This is a genomic window from Paraburkholderia sp. RAU2J, assembly GCF_003634845.1.
In the GTDB taxonomy this organism is placed as follows: Bacteria; Pseudomonadota; Gammaproteobacteria; order Burkholderiales; family Burkholderiaceae; genus Paraburkholderia; species Paraburkholderia fynbosensis.
This window is the reverse complement of record NZ_RBXG01000002.1, coordinates 337844-355209: the sequence shown is the minus strand read 5'-3', so window position 1 is coordinate 355209 and position 17366 is coordinate 337844. Positions and strand designations below refer to the sequence as shown.

Annotated in this window: 15 protein-coding genes and 2 pseudogenes; 10 read left to right on the top strand and 7 right to left on the bottom strand. The window is 64.5% G+C overall.

Features of this window, described 5'->3' with window-relative positions; all coding sequences use genetic code 11:
- Positions 1 to 281 precede the first annotated feature (281 nt).
- From B0G69_RS19100 to B0G69_RS19060, 9 genes and pseudogenes are all read left to right on the top strand, one after another.
- Positions 282 to 1682, top strand: a complete 1401-nt coding sequence (locus tag B0G69_RS19100; protein WP_121320061.1) for a GntP family permease — start codon at positions 282 to 284, stop codon at positions 1680 to 1682.
- Positions 1683 to 1809: 127 nt separating this feature from the next.
- Complete coding sequence (locus tag B0G69_RS19095; protein WP_121320060.1) at positions 1810 to 2211, top strand: RidA family protein; 402 nt, start codon at positions 1810 to 1812, stop codon at positions 2209 to 2211.
- Positions 2212 to 2221: 10 nt separating this feature from the next.
- Positions 2222 to 2806: pseudogene (locus B0G69_RS19090) on the top strand (methyl-accepting chemotaxis protein); the annotation flags it as partial.
- Positions 2807 to 3183: 377 nt separating this feature from the next.
- Positions 3184 to 3711: a DinB family protein gene (locus B0G69_RS19085; RefSeq protein ID WP_121323769.1), complete on the top strand. Its 528-nt coding sequence runs from the start codon at positions 3184 to 3186 to the stop codon at positions 3709 to 3711.
- A 287-nt stretch (positions 3712 to 3998) separates the two neighbouring features.
- Positions 3999 to 4250, top strand: a complete 252-nt coding sequence (locus B0G69_RS19080) for a hypothetical protein (RefSeq protein WP_121320058.1) — start codon at positions 3999 to 4001, stop codon at positions 4248 to 4250.
- A gap of 349 nt (positions 4251 to 4599) precedes the next feature.
- Positions 4600 to 5592, top strand: coding sequence for a DedA family protein/thiosulfate sulfurtransferase GlpE (locus B0G69_RS19075; protein WP_121320055.1), 993 nt, complete (start codon positions 4600 to 4602; stop codon positions 5590 to 5592).
- 94 nt (positions 5593 to 5686) lie between these two features.
- A complete protein-coding gene (locus tag B0G69_RS19070) occupies positions 5687 to 7417 on the top strand; it encodes an FAD-dependent oxidoreductase (RefSeq protein WP_121320053.1) in 1731 nt (576 codons plus the stop codon).
- Between the two features lie 168 nt (positions 7418 to 7585).
- The gene (locus B0G69_RS19065) at positions 7586 to 7867 is read left to right on the top strand and encodes a hypothetical protein (RefSeq protein WP_121323768.1); all 282 of its coding nucleotides are present in this window, start codon (positions 7586 to 7588) and stop codon (positions 7865 to 7867) included.
- A gap of 128 nt (positions 7868 to 7995) precedes the next feature.
- Positions 7996 to 9219 carry a winged helix-turn-helix domain-containing protein gene (locus B0G69_RS19060; RefSeq protein ID WP_121320051.1) on the top strand — a complete coding sequence of 408 codons (1224 nt, stop codon included), beginning with the start codon at positions 7996 to 7998 and terminating at the stop codon, positions 9217 to 9219.
- Positions 9220 to 9438: 219 nt separating this feature from the next.
- Here the strand turns inward: B0G69_RS19060 and B0G69_RS19055 are convergent, their stop codons facing one another.
- The 7 genes and pseudogenes from B0G69_RS19055 to B0G69_RS19025 form a co-directional block, all read right to left on the bottom strand.
- Entirely contained in the window at positions 9439 to 9696 is a 258-nt protein-coding gene (locus B0G69_RS19055; protein WP_121320049.1) for a hypothetical protein, read from the bottom strand.
- A gap of 124 nt (positions 9697 to 9820) precedes the next feature.
- Positions 9821 to 11245 (bottom strand): annotated as a pseudogene (locus B0G69_RS19050) (hypothetical protein); the annotation flags it as partial.
- Positions 11246 to 11283: 38 nt separating this feature from the next.
- Positions 11284 to 12468 (bottom strand): ABC transporter ATP-binding protein, encoded by a 1185-nt coding sequence (locus B0G69_RS19045; RefSeq protein WP_121320047.1) that lies wholly within the window; start codon positions 12466 to 12468, stop codon positions 11284 to 11286.
- A complete protein-coding gene (locus B0G69_RS19040; RefSeq protein WP_121320045.1) occupies positions 12465 to 13118 on the bottom strand; it encodes an ABC transporter permease in 654 nt (217 codons plus the stop codon). The genes B0G69_RS19045 and B0G69_RS19040 overlap by 4 nt, the downstream gene beginning before the upstream one ends.
- Before the next feature lie 13 nt (positions 13119 to 13131).
- Positions 13132 to 14043, bottom strand: a complete 912-nt coding sequence (locus B0G69_RS19035) for a glycine betaine ABC transporter substrate-binding protein (RefSeq protein WP_121320043.1) — start codon at positions 14041 to 14043, stop codon at positions 13132 to 13134.
- A complete protein-coding gene (locus B0G69_RS19030; RefSeq protein ID WP_121320041.1) occupies positions 14040 to 14756 on the bottom strand; it encodes an ABC transporter permease in 717 nt (238 codons plus the stop codon). The genes B0G69_RS19035 and B0G69_RS19030 overlap by 4 nt, the downstream gene beginning before the upstream one ends.
- A 611-nt stretch (positions 14757 to 15367) precedes the next feature.
- A complete protein-coding gene (locus B0G69_RS19025; protein WP_121320039.1) occupies positions 15368 to 16270 on the bottom strand; it encodes an EamA family transporter in 903 nt (300 codons plus the stop codon).
- 41 nt (positions 16271 to 16311) lie between these two features.
- On the opposite strand from B0G69_RS19025, the gene B0G69_RS19020 reads away from it, so the two are divergent.
- Positions 16312 to 17352: an AraC family transcriptional regulator gene (locus B0G69_RS19020; RefSeq protein ID WP_241991395.1), complete on the top strand. Its 1041-nt coding sequence runs from the start codon at positions 16312 to 16314 to the stop codon at positions 17350 to 17352.
- Positions 17353 to 17366 lie beyond the last annotated feature (14 nt).

Below are 17366 nucleotides of genomic sequence, written 5' to 3'. Positions count from 1 at the left end.
TCGCTGTCTCGATTTAGAGACAATCTTATCTCATCGGAGAGATCGCCAGTAAGCCCGATGCATAAGGGTTTAACCTCAATTCAGCTGATCTTCAGTTGATTTGCGTCCCGTTTTGTAGACGTTTGGGTACAATCGGCGCGACCATGCTTCCCGCATCGGCCTGCAAAACCGACGCATCGGCCGGGGCCGTAGGTGTGGCACGGAACCTGCATTTTGCGGGCGCCGTGCCGACGCACCGTCAGGATGGCCTATAGGTAGAACAACCAAGCTTTGGAGACTCAATGTCCTTTGTCATCGTCCTCGCCGCGCTGGCGTTTCTGATGTTTGCCGCGTATCGCGGCTACAGCGTCATTCTGTTCGCGCCAATCGCTGCACTCGCCGCCGTTCTGGCGACCGAGCCCGCCGCCGTCGCGCCGGTGTTCACCGGCATCTTCATGGACAAGATGGTCGGCTTCGTGAAGCTGTACTTTCCGGTGTTTCTGCTCGGCGCCGTGTTCGGCAAGGTCATCGAACTGTCCGGCTTCTCGGAGTCGATCGTCGCGGCGGCCATCCGCTATATTGGCCGCTCGCGCGCCAATGCGGTGATCGTCGCGGTGTGCGCGCTGCTCACGTACGGCGGCGTCTCGCTGTTCGTGGTGGTGTTCGCCGTCTATCCGTTCGCAGCGGAGCTGTATCGCCAGAGCAATATTCCGAAGCGTCTGATGCCCGGCGCCATCGCACTCGGCGCGTTCTCGTTCACGATGGATTCGCTGCCGGGCACGCCGCAGATCCAGAACATCATCCCGACCACCTTCTTCAAGACCACCTCGTGGGCCGCGCCCACGCTCGGCGTGATCGGCTCGCTGTTCATCATCGTGGTCGGCCTCACGTATCTGGAATGGCGCCGCCGCGCCGCGATGGCGACCGGCGAAGGTTACGGCACGGAACTCGTCAACGAGCCGGAGCGGGTCGAATCGAAGCAACTGCCGCATCCGTTGCTGGCGGTCGCGCCGCTGGTGCTGGTGGGCGTGGCGAATTTCCTGCTGACCCGCTGGATTCCGGCCTGGTACGGCCCGACCTTCACGATCACGCCGGATATCTTGCCGGGCCTGCACGCGCCGGTCGAAACCACGGTCAAGAGCCTGGTCGGCATTTGGGCGGTGCAGGGCGCGCTGCTGCTGGGCATCGTGATGGTCGTGGCGACGGCGTTCGGCCGCGTCAGCTCGCGCTTCGCGGTCGGCACCAAGGCCGCGGTGGCGGGCGCGTTGCTGGCGTCGTTGAACACCGCGTCGGAATACGGCTTCGGCGGCGTGATCGCGGCGTTGCCCGGCTTCCTCGTCGTGAGCGACGCCTTGAAGAGCATCCCCAATCCGCTCGTCAACGCCGCGGTTTCGGTGAGCACGCTCGCGGGTATCACGGGCTCGGCGTCGGGCGGCATGAGCATCGCGCTCGCGGCCATGTCCGACGTGTTCATCAAGGGCGCCGAAGCCGCGCATATTCCGCTCGAAGTGCTGCACCGCGTGGTCGCGATGGCGAGCGGCGGCATGGACACGCTGCCGCACAACGGCGCGGTCATCACGCTGCTGGCGGTCACGGGATTGACGCACCGCCAGTCGTATCGCGACATCTTCGCGGTCACGGTGATCAAGACGCTGGCCGTGTTCTTCGTGATCGCGGTTTATTACGCGACCGGACTGGTTTGATGTGATGCGCGGCGCGGCGGCTGCCTGAGCCCCTGCGCTCAGCCACCCACGCGGCGCGCCACGGGGAGTTTTTGGTCGGTTAGCGTAGCGTTTCGACAATCATCGATACGCTACACCGCCCCTTCCCATGACCTCGAGCCCCACCTTCTGGATGATCCCGCAGGCCCCGACGCCCGTCGGGCCTTTCTCCCACGCCACCGAAGCCGACGGCTGGGTGTTCGTCACCGGCCAGATGCCGACCTCGCCCACCGACGACGATGCGCCCTTGCCGGACGGCGTCGTCGCGCAAACGCGCCGCGTGATGGACAACCTCGTGCTGGTGCTGCAAGGCCTCGACCTCGGCTTGCAGCACGTGGTCGCCGCGCGCATCTTTCTGACCGAATTCAAACGCGACTACGCGTCGATGAACGCGATCTACCGCGCCTACTTTCCCGCCGACGCGCTGCCCGCCCGGACCTGCATCGGCGTCACCGCGCTCGCGCGCGATGCGCTGGTCGAGATCGACTTCGTCGCGAAACGGCCGGGCTGAGCCCGATTTGCGGCGCATCGCGGACATCACCGGCGTGATCGACGGCATCGCGTTCCAGACCAACATCCTCGCGCTGAACGCCGCCGTCGAAGCCGCGCGCGCGGGCGAAGCGGGCCGCTCGTTCGCGGTCGTCGCGGGTGAAGTGCGGATGCTCGCGCAACGCTGCGCGGCGTCGTCGAAGGAAATCAAGTCAGTGGTCGAAGCGAGCGCGAGCGAAGTGGCCGCGGGCACGGAGCTGGTCGCACGCACCACTTCGCAGATGCGGGCGATCGACGAGGCGGTGGGCCGCGTGTCGTCGATCATCGTCGAAGTGGCCAATGCGAGCAGCGAACAGGCCGAGGGGATTCGTCAGGTCAATCAGGCGGTCTCGCATCTGGACGGCGCCACCCAGCAGAACGCGGCGCTCGTCGAGCAGGCAGCGGCTACCGCGCAACGTCTCGCGGAACAGGCCGACGTGCTCGATGAATCGGTGCGTCTGTTCACGGTCGCCGAGGCTGCGTCCACGCCGCGCGCGGCGAGCGGACCGCGCCGCGCCGTGCCTGGCGTTCACGCAAACGCGCTCGACATCGAGCGCGAAGAAGCGACATTGGTCTGATAGATCGGCGTTACTCCCACCTCGACAGCCTGCTATTGGCGCATGAGGATGACGCCGTCAGCACCCATCGTTGCAAGGGCAGACTGACCCGAGTAACAACGGCGTTCAATGGCCCGCCCCATTCCGGGCGGGCTATTTTTTTTGCGCGCCGGGTGGGTCGCCGGGGCGTGTTGAAGCGTCTGCGATACGCTGTTGCCCGCCCGACACGGCGACGCGGACTGAACGGTGAGGGAATACGGGGAGCCGCTCGGGACTTGCCGCGCGCCGATGCTCCGCTCACACTGGAGTTCGCCTTGTGACTCTTTCCGTCATGGGAGGCCGACGTGACTCCTTCCGAGCCGGCACACGCCCATCCGCTCGCCGCGCATTTTGCCGCGATGGCGCGCAACAACGCGTGGTCGAATCTGCGCCTTTACCGCGCCTGCCTCAGCTTGACCGACGAAGCGTTCGCCGAGCGCAGGGTGAGCTTCTTCCCGTCGCTGCAACTCACGCTGAATCACATCCTGCTGGTGGACCGGTATTACTTCGACGCCCTGATCGACGGCGGCGAAGGGCTCACCATTTTCGACAACGAATTGCCTTATCCGCGCGCAGCCGACCTGTTCGATGCACAAGCGCGGAGCGATCAGCGGCTGCTCGTCTTCTGCGAGTCGCTCGCCGACGGCGACCTGCAGCGCGACGTACGGATCGACCGCGGCCCATCGGTGGGCATCCAGCGTGAAATCATCGGGGCCGTGCTGCCGCACCTGTTTGTCCATCAGATTCATCATCGCGGGCAAGTTCATGCGATGCTGAGCGGCACTCTGGCCGCACCGCCGCAACTCGACGAGTTTTTTCTCGCCGCCGACGCCCCGCTGCGCGCCGCCGAGCTGGACGAACTGGAGCGGCGGCGCGGGCCGCGCTAGCTCGCCCGGCTTTAACCGGGGCGTGCGTCAGCAGCATGACAGTCAGGCAGAAGGATCGCACCGCCACGGGGCACGAAAAATGCATCCGTCGTAGCGGTGAGTCGCGTTAAACTGAACACCACTCACGGCATGCGCTGTCCGGCGAACCGCGCCAGGCAACGCGCTGCGGCATGCCGGCTAGCAGGTAGGCGCGCGAGCCGCCACGCAAGCGTGACCATCGCGCGACAGACGGCACGCCACCCTGCCCGTACAATGGCTCGATCAACAACGGATTAAGGACAACCTCGATGCGCATCACCGGGTCCTCCGGGTCAATGGCCCTGCTCACCGAATACGACGACGCAACGGCTCGCGAACTCCGCTCGCTGCGCCTCGAATCGACAGAAGACGGCAAAGGCATTCTTCTGGTCGAGGTCGACGAGCGCAAGCCGGGCATACACCGCGAAGTGCGCTACGAAATCACGCCGGCCGAGCTGATTGCCGCGATCCGCGCGCATGGCGCCGAATTGCCGGGCGAACAGCACAACCATCGTCAATGAACTGATGTGCGCGGCATGGCGCTCGCTCGCGCATGCCGCGTGTTGTCCGTGGTAGCCGGTTCACCAACCGGAGTGAATACCGGTGTGGCGGGGGTCGAGACTCTCCACGTTCGGTGACACTGACTCGCGCCTTGGCATGCTGCGCGAGCCTCGCTCTTTTCTCATTGTTCCGCTCGCGCCGCTAATGCGCGCGCCAGACCATCGGCGCGCCGCCCGGACGCAATCCACACCCGGATATCGGGCAAATTTTCAAGCCGTTTGCACGTCTTGAAAATGCGTCCATAATCTTTGCATTCTCTTTTGCTTTCCTTTCCTGCGCCGCGCCCGCAAGGGTCGCGGATGTAAGTCGATGCTACATGATCTCGTCGAGCAATATGGGCCGGCGCTCGTCTTCGCCAACGTGCTGGCCGCCTCTCTTGGGCTGCCGGTGCCGGCGATGCCGTCGCTCGTGCTGTTCGGCGCAATGGCTGCGATGCATCCGGGCTCGGTGGGCACGCAATTGCTGCCGGTTCTGATTCTGTCGATATTCGCTACGCTGATCGGCGACAGCGCGTGGTATCTCGCCGGCCGCGTCTACGGCGGCAATACGCTGAAGACCATCTGCCGGCTGTCGCTGTCGCGTGACACCTGCGTGAAGAAGACCGAGCGCTTTTTCGGCCGCTGGGGCGTGCGCGTGCTGGCCGTGGCCAAGTTCGTGCCGGGCCTGTCGATCGTGTCGATTCCGATGGCCGGCGCAATGGGCACGCGCTACCGCACCTTTCTCACGTACGACAGCATTGGCGCCGCGTTGTGGTCCGGCACGGGGCTGATCGTCGGCGCATTGTTCGCGCGGCAGATCGACATGCTGTTCGTGATCGCCGGGCGGCTCGGCCGCACGGCGGCGCTCGTCGCCGTCGCGCTGCTGTTGGCGTACGCGGCTTACCGGTGGATCCGGCGGCGCCAGCTGATTTCGAAGCTCGCGGCCGCGCGCATCGAAGTCGACGAACTCGCCAAACTGTTCGCGGCCGGCAAGATGCCGGTGCTGTTCGACATCCGTTCGCATGAGAAGCGCAAGCTCGACCCGTTCGTCATTCCCGGCTCGAAATTCGCGGATGAGCGGCAACTCGACGAGATCGTCGCGACCTATCCGCACGATGAGAAACTGGTGATCTACTGTTCCTGCCCGAACGAGATTTCCGCGGCATGGATGGCCAAGCAACTCAACGAGGCCGGCTTCTCCGATGTGCTGCCGCTGCGCGGCGGCATGGAAGCCTGGCGCGATTCGGGCAAGCCGGTCGAAGCGCTGCGCGACATGCCGCCACCCGAAGCGGCGATCGACGACATCGAGCCGAAGGCCGTCTAGCCCGGCTCGACAACGCCGCGCCGCCGCCTCGGCGCGGCGGTGCACCGCGGCGCCTCCCGTTCGCTCTATGAATGAACACCGAAGGAGCGGTTCAATGCTTTCGATTCAGGAAGTTCCGATTCAAGACGTTGAAGGCCAACAAGCGGTAGTCGCCGACGCGCCGTTTTCGTCGCTCTCGACGCGCATGCACCAGATGTTCCCCCAACTCACCTGCGCGGAAATCGACCGCCTGCGCCGGTTCGGCGAGATCGGCCACTGGAGGGCCGGCGAACTGATGTTCGAGACCGGCCACACCGGCCCCGGCATGTTCGTGCTGCTCGAAGGACGCGTGAAGGTCTATCAGCGCGACGGCATCGGGCGCGAAGTGGTGATCGGCGAACATGGTCCGGGGCATTTTCTTGCCGAGGTCGGTCAGTTGTCGGGACGGCCCGCGCTGGTGAACGGCCTCGCGCTCGTCGGCGTCGAAGCGCTGCTGATTCCGCCTCAGGGGCTGCGTGCGCTGCTCGTCGCCGAGGCCGAACTCGGCGAGCGCATCATGCGCGCGCTGATCCTGCGGCGCGTGTCGCTGATCGAAAAGGGCGCGGGCGGCCCGATCCTGATCGGCAATAGCAGCGACGCGCGGCTCGTCATGCTGCAAGGTTTTCTGTCGCGCAATGGCCATCCGCACTCAGTGATCGACGAACGCGACGAAGACGCGTTGCGCCTGATCGAGCAGTTCGCTGCGCAGCAGGAAGACATGCCCCTTGTGATCTGTCCGGATGGCTCGGTGCTGCGTCATCCGAGCATGCCGGAACTCGCCACTTGCCTCGGCCTGCTGCCCGACCTCGACGACTCGCATGTCTACGATGTCGCGATCGTCGGCGCTGGGCCGGCGGGTTTGGCGACCGCGGTGTATGCGGCGTCGGAAGGCCTGTCGGTGATCGTGCTGGACAGCCGCGCGCCCGGCGGGCAGGCGGGTGCCAGTTCGCGGATCGAAAACTACCTGGGCTTTCCGACCGGCATCTCCGGCCAGGCGCTCGCGGGCCGCGCGTTCGTGCAGGCGCAGAAGTTCGGCGCGCATGTCGCGATTCCGGTCCATGTGAAGGCGCTCGATTGCGCGAAATCGCCGTATCGGCTGGAACTGAAGTGCGGCGGCCATATCACCGCGCGCGCGATCGTGATCGCAAGCGGTGCGGTGTATCGGCGGCCGGCACTCGAAGGTCTCGACCGCTTCGACGGACGCGGCGTCTACTACTGGGCCTCGCCAGTCGAAGCCAAGCTCTGCAAGCGCCAGGAAATCGTGCTGGTGGGCGGCGGCAATTCGGCCGGCCAGGCGATCGTGTATCTGGCGACGCACGCGGCCAAGGTCCACGTGCTGATCCGCCGAAGCGGTTTTGAAGCCACCATGTCGCGCTATCTGATTGATCGCATCCACTCGCTGCCGAACGTGTTCGTGCATCCGAATTCGGAGATCGGCCGCCTCGAAGCGGACGAAAGCGGGCTGGCCTCGGTCGGCCTGAAAAAGCCGCTGCCCGACGGTGTCGATCACTTCGACACCCGGCATCTGTTCCTCTTCACCGGCGCCGATCCGAACACCGACTGGCTGCGCACCTGCGGCGTGCAACTCGACGCCAAGGGCTTCGTGCTGACCGGCACCAGCGCGGATGGCGCGGCGACGACCTGCGATCTCGGAACCACGGTCGAAGGTGTATACGCGATCGGCGACGCGCGCGCCGGCTCGACCAAGCGGGTCGCGGCGGCGGTCGGGGAAGGCGCGGCGGTGGTCGCACAAATCCATCAACTGCTGGCCGTGTCCGCCTCTGAAGCGCTCGCGCTGGGCGCCTGAGCGGCGCAACCCGCCGAGCCTTCACGCCGTCAGGCGTGCAAGGCTGCGGCGGGTAACCTGCTGTTACACACGTCTTCAACTCGTTGCACCTGCGCATCTCCCCATTTCGTAAGATGGATGTCAGCCGTTCGACAGTGAATGGCCGGCTCTTTCGATATGGAGATTCGCATGATCAAACGCGCGATCGTATTCGCGGCCTTCGGCCTGACCGCCGCCTGCGCATCGACTGCCGCGCTGGCGCGGGTGGACGTCGGCGTGTTCGTCAATACGCCGGGCCCGGTGTATGCCGCGCCACCCGTCATGTATGCACCGCCACCGCCGCCGGTCGTCTACGCGCCGCAGCCGGTCTACGGGTACGGCTACCGGAGCGATTACTATCGCGGCCGCGGCTGGCATCACGACCACGGCCGCCATCGCGGCTGGGAGCGGCATCACGGGCGCGGCTGGTAAGGTCGGCAGGCGCAGCGCCGTTCGCGCCCACTCCGATTCATCCTCCGTATTCACGCTACAGTAGCGGCTGCTGATCCAGGCCGGGCCGCCTGCCCGCTCTCTTCGCAGTCACACTGACCGACGCCCGCGTGAAGACTCTGCCGCTCTCCGCAGCCCGCACCCTCCATCTGGCCGCGCAAGGTTTGCTGACGCCGCCGCGTCGCAAGGCCGTCAAGGCCGATGTGCTCGACACGATTCGTCGCATGGCGCAATTGCAGATCGACACGATTCACGTGGTCGCGCGCAGCCCCTATCTCGTGCTGTTCAGCCGGCTCGGCGCGTATCCGCCGCAATGGCTCGACGAACATCTCGCCGAAGGCAAACTGTTCGAGTACTGGTCGCACGAGGCCTGTTTCGTGCCGATCGAAGATTACGGTCTGCTGCGCCATCGCATGCTCGATCCGAGCGGCATGGGCTGGAAATATGCCGCCGAATGGCACGAGCAGCATCGCGAGGACATCGAAACGCTGCTCGGTCAGATCCGCGCGACGGGCCCGGTACGCTCGGCGGATTTCGTTCGCGAGAACGGCACGAGTAACGGCTGGTGGGACTGGAAGCCGCAGAAGCGTCATCTGGAAGTGCTGTTCGCGATCGGCCAGTTGATGGTCGCGGAGCGCCGCAATTTTCATCGCGTCTACGACCTGACCGAGCGCGTGTTGCCGGGTTGGGACGACGCCCGCGATCTGCCGCCGGCCCACAGTGTCACCACCGAAGTGCTGCGCCGTACCTGCCGCTCGCTCGGCGTCGCGCGTGCCGATTGGGTCGCCGACTACTACCGGCTGCCGCGCCGTCCCTATCGTGACGAGTTGCATGCGCTCGCCGACGTGGGCGAACTGATCCCCGTACAAGTGGAAAGCTGGAAACAGGACACCTTCGTCCATCGTGACTTCGCGCCGCTGCTCGACGACGCGGCGAGCGGCAAGCTCGCATCGACGGTCACGACAGTGCTGTCACCGTTCGATCCAGTAGTGTGGGATCGCAAGCGCGCCGCCGCGCTGTTCGATTTCGACTATGTGATCGAATGCTATACGCCCGCCGCGAAGCGCAAATACGGCTACTTCGTGTTGCCGCTACTGAGCCGGGGCCGCCTGGTCGGCCGCGTGGATGCGAAGGCGCATCGGGCCCAAGGCATCTTCGAACTGAAGTCGCTGCACATCGAACCGGGCGTGCGTCTGAGCGCCCGGCTTGCGGGCGATCTGCGCCGCGCGTTGCAACGTTGCGCCGAGTGGCACGGCACGCCACAACTCGCTATCACCTCGGCGCCGCCGGATTGGCTCGAAGCATTGAGCGCCGACAGCGATGCGAAAGCGTGACCCCACCACGGCGCGAACGCACGCTCAATGCAGCGCCGTCCACGCGAGCGACAGCGAAAACACTCGCAGAGAACCTGAGAAAGGCGCAATGGCGGAAATAGCGCACTTTTAATAGCGCACCTCTTTTATCACAGGAGACTGGATTGCTGTCGGGTAGCGTGCAACGCGTGGACATGCCGCCGCCCGCAATCATCGCGTGCAACGGCGGCGCCCTCTGCTTCAGCGATCCAGCTTCGCGCGCAATTCGCGAGCGGCTTCCAGCAGCCCTTCGTAACCCGAACGCGCGTGCTCCGGCAGATCGGGATCGCCCACCAACGTACCGAGCGTTTCGATCAGGCTGTACAGAATGCCTCTCGCCGCGCCCGAGGCAATGCCGCCGGACGATACCTGCTGATCCACGTGACTGAGCGCTGCATCGAGGCTGTCGAGGTCGGGCCGGTTGCCAGTGGGCGGCTCAGGCGAAGCGTCTTGAGTCATGATGGAACATCGCTCCTGTTGATACGTCGATGAAGATGCGCCGGTGAACAAGCCATCCTTTCGTGTTGTTATATACCGATCGCGCGCCGCCGTCTATTCGTGATCGGGCCGAGCGTGATCCACGTCAAGGCGTCCATCGATACATCAGGATTTTCGCGCGGGCATCGTCTTCCAGCAGGTCCACGTACTCGCCGTTCTCGCGCTGCGCCGCGCTGATGCCGAGATAGACGTCCACCCAGCCGCTCGTGTTGCCGACGGCGTCGAAGCCTTGCAACGGCATCTCGCGGATGCCGCTCAACGGCGTGGCGAGCCAGACGTTCCCCGCCGAATCGAGCCACCAGAAGCCATTGCCGACCGTGCTGCCGGTCGATGGATTACTGCTGATTTCGCTGGCGTCGACTGCGCCGTTGCCATTGCTGTCGCGCCACAGCCATTCGCCGTAAGTCGGTTGTCCGGCAGGCCACGAACCCGGCTGCGGATTTTGCGCGAGCAGGCCGGAGGGAATCGCCATTTCGCCATGCGCCGTATCGAAGCGATAGACGTTCAGATAATGCGCGCCAGGATCGAGCGTGTAGAGAAACGGCTTGCCGTTGATCCGGCGCACCATCGGCTCGCCACGCACGCCGCGCGGCTGGTGGAATGCAGGGTCGCCGGGATAATCGAAACGGTCCAGCGTGAAAGCCGCATACGACCATTCGCGACCGGTGGGCTGGTTGTAGTCGAACGTGAAGCGCTTCGAGCCCGTATAGACGGAGTTCGGCGTGGCCGGATCGAAAGCGGCGCTGTCGACGAACGTCAGTCCGTAGAGCCGCCAGTTGAGCGCACGCGAACTGAACACATAGCTTTCGAGCACCGCGCCTTGTCCTACCGACGCCGAGCCGATCGCGCGCGGCCCCTCGCCGTTCTGCGCGACATAGAGATTGCCAGCCGGATCGACGCCGATACCCGCGATGCCGTTCAAACGCACGTTGCCCGGCACGCCCTTCACGTCATGAAACAGGCCGTTGCGCGTGCCGATCGCCGCGCCGGCTTGCGGCTGACCGTTGGCGTCCTTGTTGAACACGAGAACCTGCTGCAACGGCCCATTGTCGGCAACGAGAATCTGTCCAGATGGCGTCACCGCGATGTCGGCTGGCACCGTGCCGGCCGGCAACGTCAACGCACTGGCGAGCGCGGCACCATCGGCCGCGTAGTGCAAGATAGTTAGGGTTCCGGATGAAATGCCGCTCAGCACCCAGAGCGTCGAATCGGTGTCCACTGCGATGCGTCCCGGCGAAGGCACGCTCCACGAGCGCAAGGGCTGCATCGACGCCGCGTCGTACACCACGATCCGGTTGCCGTAGGTATCGGCCACGTACAGTTCTGTGTCGGTGGCGGCGAGGCCGCGGATGCTCGCCTCGGTGCCCGTCGTCACCGTTTGCACCGGTAGGAAACTGTTCTTCGTCGCATTCGCGCTGTTGCCAATGCCGCCGCCGAACGGCGCGCCGGTCGCTCGATTCGCAAGCGTGCGGCGCGTGATGCCGTACCAGGTCTGGCTGGCCGGCGGATAGTGCTACTGCGTTACTGCTTTACCGCGCGAGTGCGTTACTAAAGCGCGGCAGCCGCCGCTTCGGCAGCGACGACGGCAGGCGACACGATCGCCGGTTGTCCCGTCTGGCGACGCGACCGTCCGGAGCTCAGATAATCCGCGATCGAGTCTTGCGTGACTTCACCGACATAGCGGCCGTCACCGTCCAGCACCGGCATCCACGACGAATTGAACTGATACATCTTCGACAGCACGATGCGCAAATGCTCATCGGCGCTGACCGTCGCCTTGAACGGGGTGAGATGATCGCCGCACACGCCTTGCCCCGCGCGCGCCGCGCGGCGCGTCACGTAGCCGAGCGCCTGCCGGTTGTCGTCGACAATGGTCAGATAGCGATTGTCGCTGTCATCCATCATCTGGAACGCTCGCGCCACCGGCATATCGGCGCGAGCCGTTTCCGGCTGCGTGGCGGCATCGCCGGCCTTCACCAGCAACAGGCGCTTCAGCGTGCTGTCCTGCCCAACGAACGCGCCGACGAACTCATCACGCGGATGCGCGAGCAGCGTATCCGGATGATCGTACTGCACCAACTGCCCCCGGCGGAACACCGCGACACGATCGCCGAGCTTGATCGCCTCGTCGATGTCGTGGCTCACCATGATCACCGTCTTTTTCAATTGACGCTGCATCTGGAAGAACTCGTTCTGAATCGACTCGCGATTGATCGGGTCGACCGCGCCGAACGGCTCGTCCATCAGCAGCACCGGCGGATCGGCGGCCAGCGCGCGGATCACGCCGATGCGCTGCTGTTGCCCACCCGACAATTCACGCGGATAGCGCTTCAGATATAGCTTCGGATCGAGCGCGACCATCGACATCAGCTCCACGGCCCGCTCGCGGCAGCGCTTCTTGTCCCAGCCGAGCAGACGCGGCACGACCGTGATGTTCTCCTCGATCGTCATGTTCGGGAACAGGCCGATCTGCTGGATCACATAGCCGATGTGGCGGCGCAATTCGACTTCGTTCAGACCGGAAGTGTCTTCACCGTTGATCAGCACGCGGCCCGAAGTCGGCGCGATCAGACGGTTGATCATCTTCAGCGTCGTGGTCTTGCCGCACCCCGACGGGCCGAGAAACACGCAGATTTCCCCTTCGCCGACCGTCAGGCTCACCGAGTCGACAGCCTTGACCTGCTGGCCGTCCTTCTGCGTAAACGTCTTTGTCAGTTTGTCGAGTTCGATCATGTCTTTTGCACTCCCTTCGGTGTCAGCAGGCGTTGCAGCGCTTGCAGTAGCAGGTCGGCGACGATCGCGAGCAAGCTCACGAGCACCGCGCCCACCAACAGTTTCATCATGTTGCTCTGGCCGATCGCGCGGATGATCAGCGTGCCGAGGCCGCCCGCGCCGATCACCGCGGCGATCGTCATCACGCCGATGTTCATCACCACGGCCGTCCTCACGCCGCCGAGAATCACGGGCACCGCGAGGGGCAGATCGACGAGGCGCAACCGTTGCCACACGGTCATGCCGATACCGATGCCGGCTTCCTTGATGCCCGCGTCGACGTTGCGCAGCGCGAGGTAGGTGTTGCGCATGATCGGCAGCAGCGAATAGAGGAACACGGCGGTGATCGCCGGCACGGCGCCGATACCCTGGCCGAAGCGCGAAAACACCGGAATCATCAAACCGAACAGCGCGATCGACGGCAAGGTCAGCACCACGGTGGCAATGCTCAGTAACGGTGCGGCGAGCCACTCGTGCCGATTGATCAGGATCCCCAACGGAACCCCGACGACGATCGCGCAGCCCACCGCGATCCCCACCAGCCACACGTGTTGCGCGGTCAGTTGCAGCAGTTCAGGCCAATTGGCCGATAGATAGTCGAATACAGTCATAAAGGGTCTCCGCTCAGGGCAGCTTGTGCGTGCGCAGGAATTCCGCCGCGACTTCACGCACCGGCTTACCGTCGATGTCGACCTGCTTGTTCATCTCGAGCATGACGTCGTTGTTCAGCGCGTTGGACAGCGCGTTCAACTGCGTCGCGAGTTGCGGGTTCTGGTCGAGGATCGCTTTGCGCACCACGGGTGTCGCGTTGTACGCGGGGAAGTAGTGGCGATCGTCTTCGAGCGGCATGATGTTGAAGCCCTTCACGCGGCCGTCCGTCGTGTAGATCAGGCCGATCGGCACCTGGTTGTTATGCAGCGCGGTGTAGACGAGGCCCGGGTCCATCTGGCGCGTTTCCGCGCGGCTGAACGCCATGCCGTAGGCCGCTTCGAGCGGCTTCAGCCCATCCGGACGATTGGCGAACTCCGCGTCCATCGCGAACACGTGCTTCTTTTTCGGCTCTGCCGCGAGCTTCGCGGCTAGTTGCGAAATCGTGCGGATGCCGGTTTGCTGCGCGAGCTCCTGCGGCAGGCCGAGCGCATAGGTGTTGTTCAGCGGCGAAGCATCGAGCCAGATCAGGCCGCGTTTCGCGTCGAGTTCTTTGACGCGCTCGTACATCGTCTTCGGATCGAGCTTCTCGGTGATCTTGTTGTAGACGATGGCCGCCGTGCCGGTGTATTCCCATACCACGTCGACCTGACCGTTCTCCTGCGCGCTGCGCAACAACGTGCTGCCGAGCCCGGTGCGCGCATCGATCGTGTAGCCCTTCGATTGCAGGTATTGCGAGGTGATCTCGGTAAGCACGTACTGCTCGGTGAAATTTTTTCCACCGATCACGAGCGTCGCCGCGCTCGCCTGAAGGCTCGCGACGAGCAATGCGCCGGCTGCGATCCAGCGGCTGGATCGCCAGCCGCTGCGTTTGAACAGATTGATCATGCCGCCACCCCACGTCGTGCGAGCAGATAACGGCTGCCGGCCGACACGATGCCGTCCAGCACCAGCGCGAGAATCGCGGTCGCCGCGGCGCCGAGCAAAAGCTGCTGCTGATTGTTCAGATAAATACCGGGGAAAATCAGCGTGCCGAGACTGTCCGCGCCGATCAGATACGCGAGCGGCGCGCTGCCCACGTTGATCGCCAGCGCCGTGCGCACACCGCCGATGATGATCGGCATCGCGTTCGGCAATTCGACGCGCACGAGCGACTGCCAACCGGTCATGCCGATGCCGCGCGCCGCCTCGCGCAGCGCGGGCGAAACGTTCTTCATGCCTTCGTACGCATTGCGCGTGATCGGCAGCAAGGAAGCGAGGAACAGCGCGACGAGCGCCGGAATATCGCCGATCCCGAAGATGCCGAGGGCGATGGCCAGCACCGCCAACGACGGAATCGTGTTGCCGATGTTGAAGATCTGCATGAAGCGTTCAGCGTGACGCGCGAACGACGGACGGCTCAGCAAGACGCCAGCAGGTATGCCGACGAGCAATGCGAGGGCCATCGAGTAGCCGACCAGCAGCAGGTGCCGTTTCGTGTAGTAGACGAGATCGGGCGCGTACTGATGCAGTGCGCCGGGGTCGATCGCACGGCACAGCAACGCGACGACGATGCCGATGGCGACAAGACTGCCTATCAGTCTGGCAGGACGATGAATCATGACGATGCGCCTCCTTGTTCGGGCGACGCGCGCAAATAGCCGCGCCGCACAGGCGCCGTAACGACGCTGCGAATGGGAAGTTCGGGACGCGGCAGGTGCCGCGAATTGAACCGAGTGGTGCCGGGCGTGGGTTGGTTGCCCGGCGCGAGGGTGTTGGGCGGTCAACCGCTTAGTGACCTCGGTGGCTAGCCAGTAACAACACTGGCGCCAGATCCATCGATGAGGTGGACGGCGGCGCTAAGCCGCTTGTCCGAAGGAGCGTGAGCCCCTTTGGAAGACCGGTTTTTTCACCGGTGATGGGATGGATGCAATGTACCGCTAGTTTGCATTCAACCCCTTCTAACGTAAGCTATTTAGCTGCGATTTCACGGTTAGGGAGCGGCGATTATACGGCGGTTGGAGGGGTTCGTCTACCCATGTGATTAATTCGTAGGCAGCGCGGCGCTTTGCCAGACAGACAATGGCCTCCCGAAAAGGCTCACCAGCAAGCTTTTGAGGCGCCTTTTTGCCTCCCGAAAATACTCACCTGAAACTCATCGCACGGCGGCCGGCGCGGCCGTCCAGGGCGGTTCGCCATCGCGCCAGACGAACGTTGGAGGCGACACGCCGCATCATGATCCCGCCTCCGTGCGTCGCGCAAAAATCCGCCGCGTGAGATCAAAGGCCACCAGATTGCCGGCGACCACCAGCAACAGCCCGACCACCGCCAGCGCGGACCACCGATACCCCTCGAACACCGTCGATGCCGCCAGCGCCACGATCGGAAACAGCACCGTGCAGTACGCGGCCCGCTCGGGGCCCATGCGCCCGACCAGCATCAGGTACGCGGTAAATCCGATCACCGAGCCGAACACCGCGAGATACGCCAGCGCGCCGAGGTAACGCACGGACGGCTCGACGGCGAACGAAAAGCCCGCTAGCCGACTCCCCAGTGTCAGGATGCTGGCGCCGATCAGCATCGCCCAGCTATTGGTGGCGAATGGGTGCAAGCCCATCGACTGCATCCGGCTCGACAACAGGCTACCGGTCGAGAAACACAAGGTGCCGAGAAATGCGATCCCAAGTCCGATCAACTCGGCGCGATCGCCGAGGTGTCCGGCCATCTGCTGGACGAACAGGCACAGAATGCCGAGGAGTCCCAGCAATGCGCCGGCAATCGCCGTGGGCTGCAGCGGCCGGCCCATGAAGAGGCGTCCGTTGATCGAGTTCAGCAGCGGCGCGATGGAAAACACCACCGCCACCAGGCCGCTCGGCACGACCTGCTCGGCGTAGTAAAAGCACAGAAAATTCAGGCAGAAGAGTGTAAAGCCCTGCGCGAACAGAAAGCGCCACGCGGCGCGCGGCGGCCAGATCGGCCGGCGCATGATGCGCAGCAGCGCGAACAGCAACAGCGCCGCGATCCAGAAACGCCACGCAATCGATACCGGCGGCGGCACCGAACCGAGTTGCCACTTGATCGCGAGCCACGTGGTGCCCCAGATCAGAACCGTGACGGCGTAAAGCAGAAGATTCATAGTCGAGCCTGCAACAGCGAAGTCTGAAAGGAAGCTCGACTATGCTGCCGCGCGGCCGCCCGCACTTGTCCACGATTGCGCATTTTTGGGCGTCGATGAGCGGCTGCACGGGGCTCGCCGTATACTCGCTCATCCCGCCATTGAATGCCGTCCGCTCGTTTGCCGTGAACGCCACTCCGCCCGTCCCCGTGATATCCGCCATCGACACGCCGTTCGGCCTTCAGTCGGTCTGTCACACGCTGAGCAGTGCGCACGCGCATCTGGACCGCTTCGCGTGGCTCGGCGACCGGCTCGCTATCGCCGTCTGGACGCGCGACACGGAGGAAAGCGAAACCGTTTACGAACGGCCCGGCCATCACACGCTGTCGTGCTATCTGGATGGCGGCTATCGCACCGAGCGGCAGAAAATGCCCGGCCGCTATGGCGCGCCGTCGCGCTTGTGCGCGCTGCCCGGCGAACACGAATCGCGCTGGTGGGTGCGCGGGCACATGCACTTCATGCATCTGTACTTCCAGCCCGAGCACTTCACTCAGCGCGCCGTTCAGGAACTCGACCGCGAGCCGCGCGAACTGACGCTGGCCGATCGCACTTATTTCGAAGACGCTGGTATCGCCAGCCTGTGCCAATCGCTCGTCAACGAAGACTGGCAGAACCCCGACGGGCTGCTGCGCACCAACGAGACCGCGCACGAAGTGCTGAGTCTGCTGCTGCGTTCGCAAGGCGTGCGTCGCAGCGACGCGTCGTTCAAAGGCGGGTTGTCGGTGGCGACGCGGCGGCGGCTGCGCGACTACATCGAAGACCATCTCGCGCAGACGCTCACGCTCGGCGAACTTGCCGGCGTCGCGGCATTGTCGGAGTTTCATCTCGCGCGCATGTTCCGCGCATCGTTCGGACTGCCACCTGCTGCATGGATCGCGCAGCAGCGGCTCGAACGCGCCCGCGCACTGCTGCGAACGACGACGCTGCCGCTCGCACAGGTCGCCGAACAGTGCGGCTATGCGAACGCCAGCCATTTCAGCCACCGCTTTCGCGAAAGCGTCGGCGTGGCGCCTACTGTGTTCCGGCAGGCCGTCGGCGTTTGAACCAAGGGCCGGCG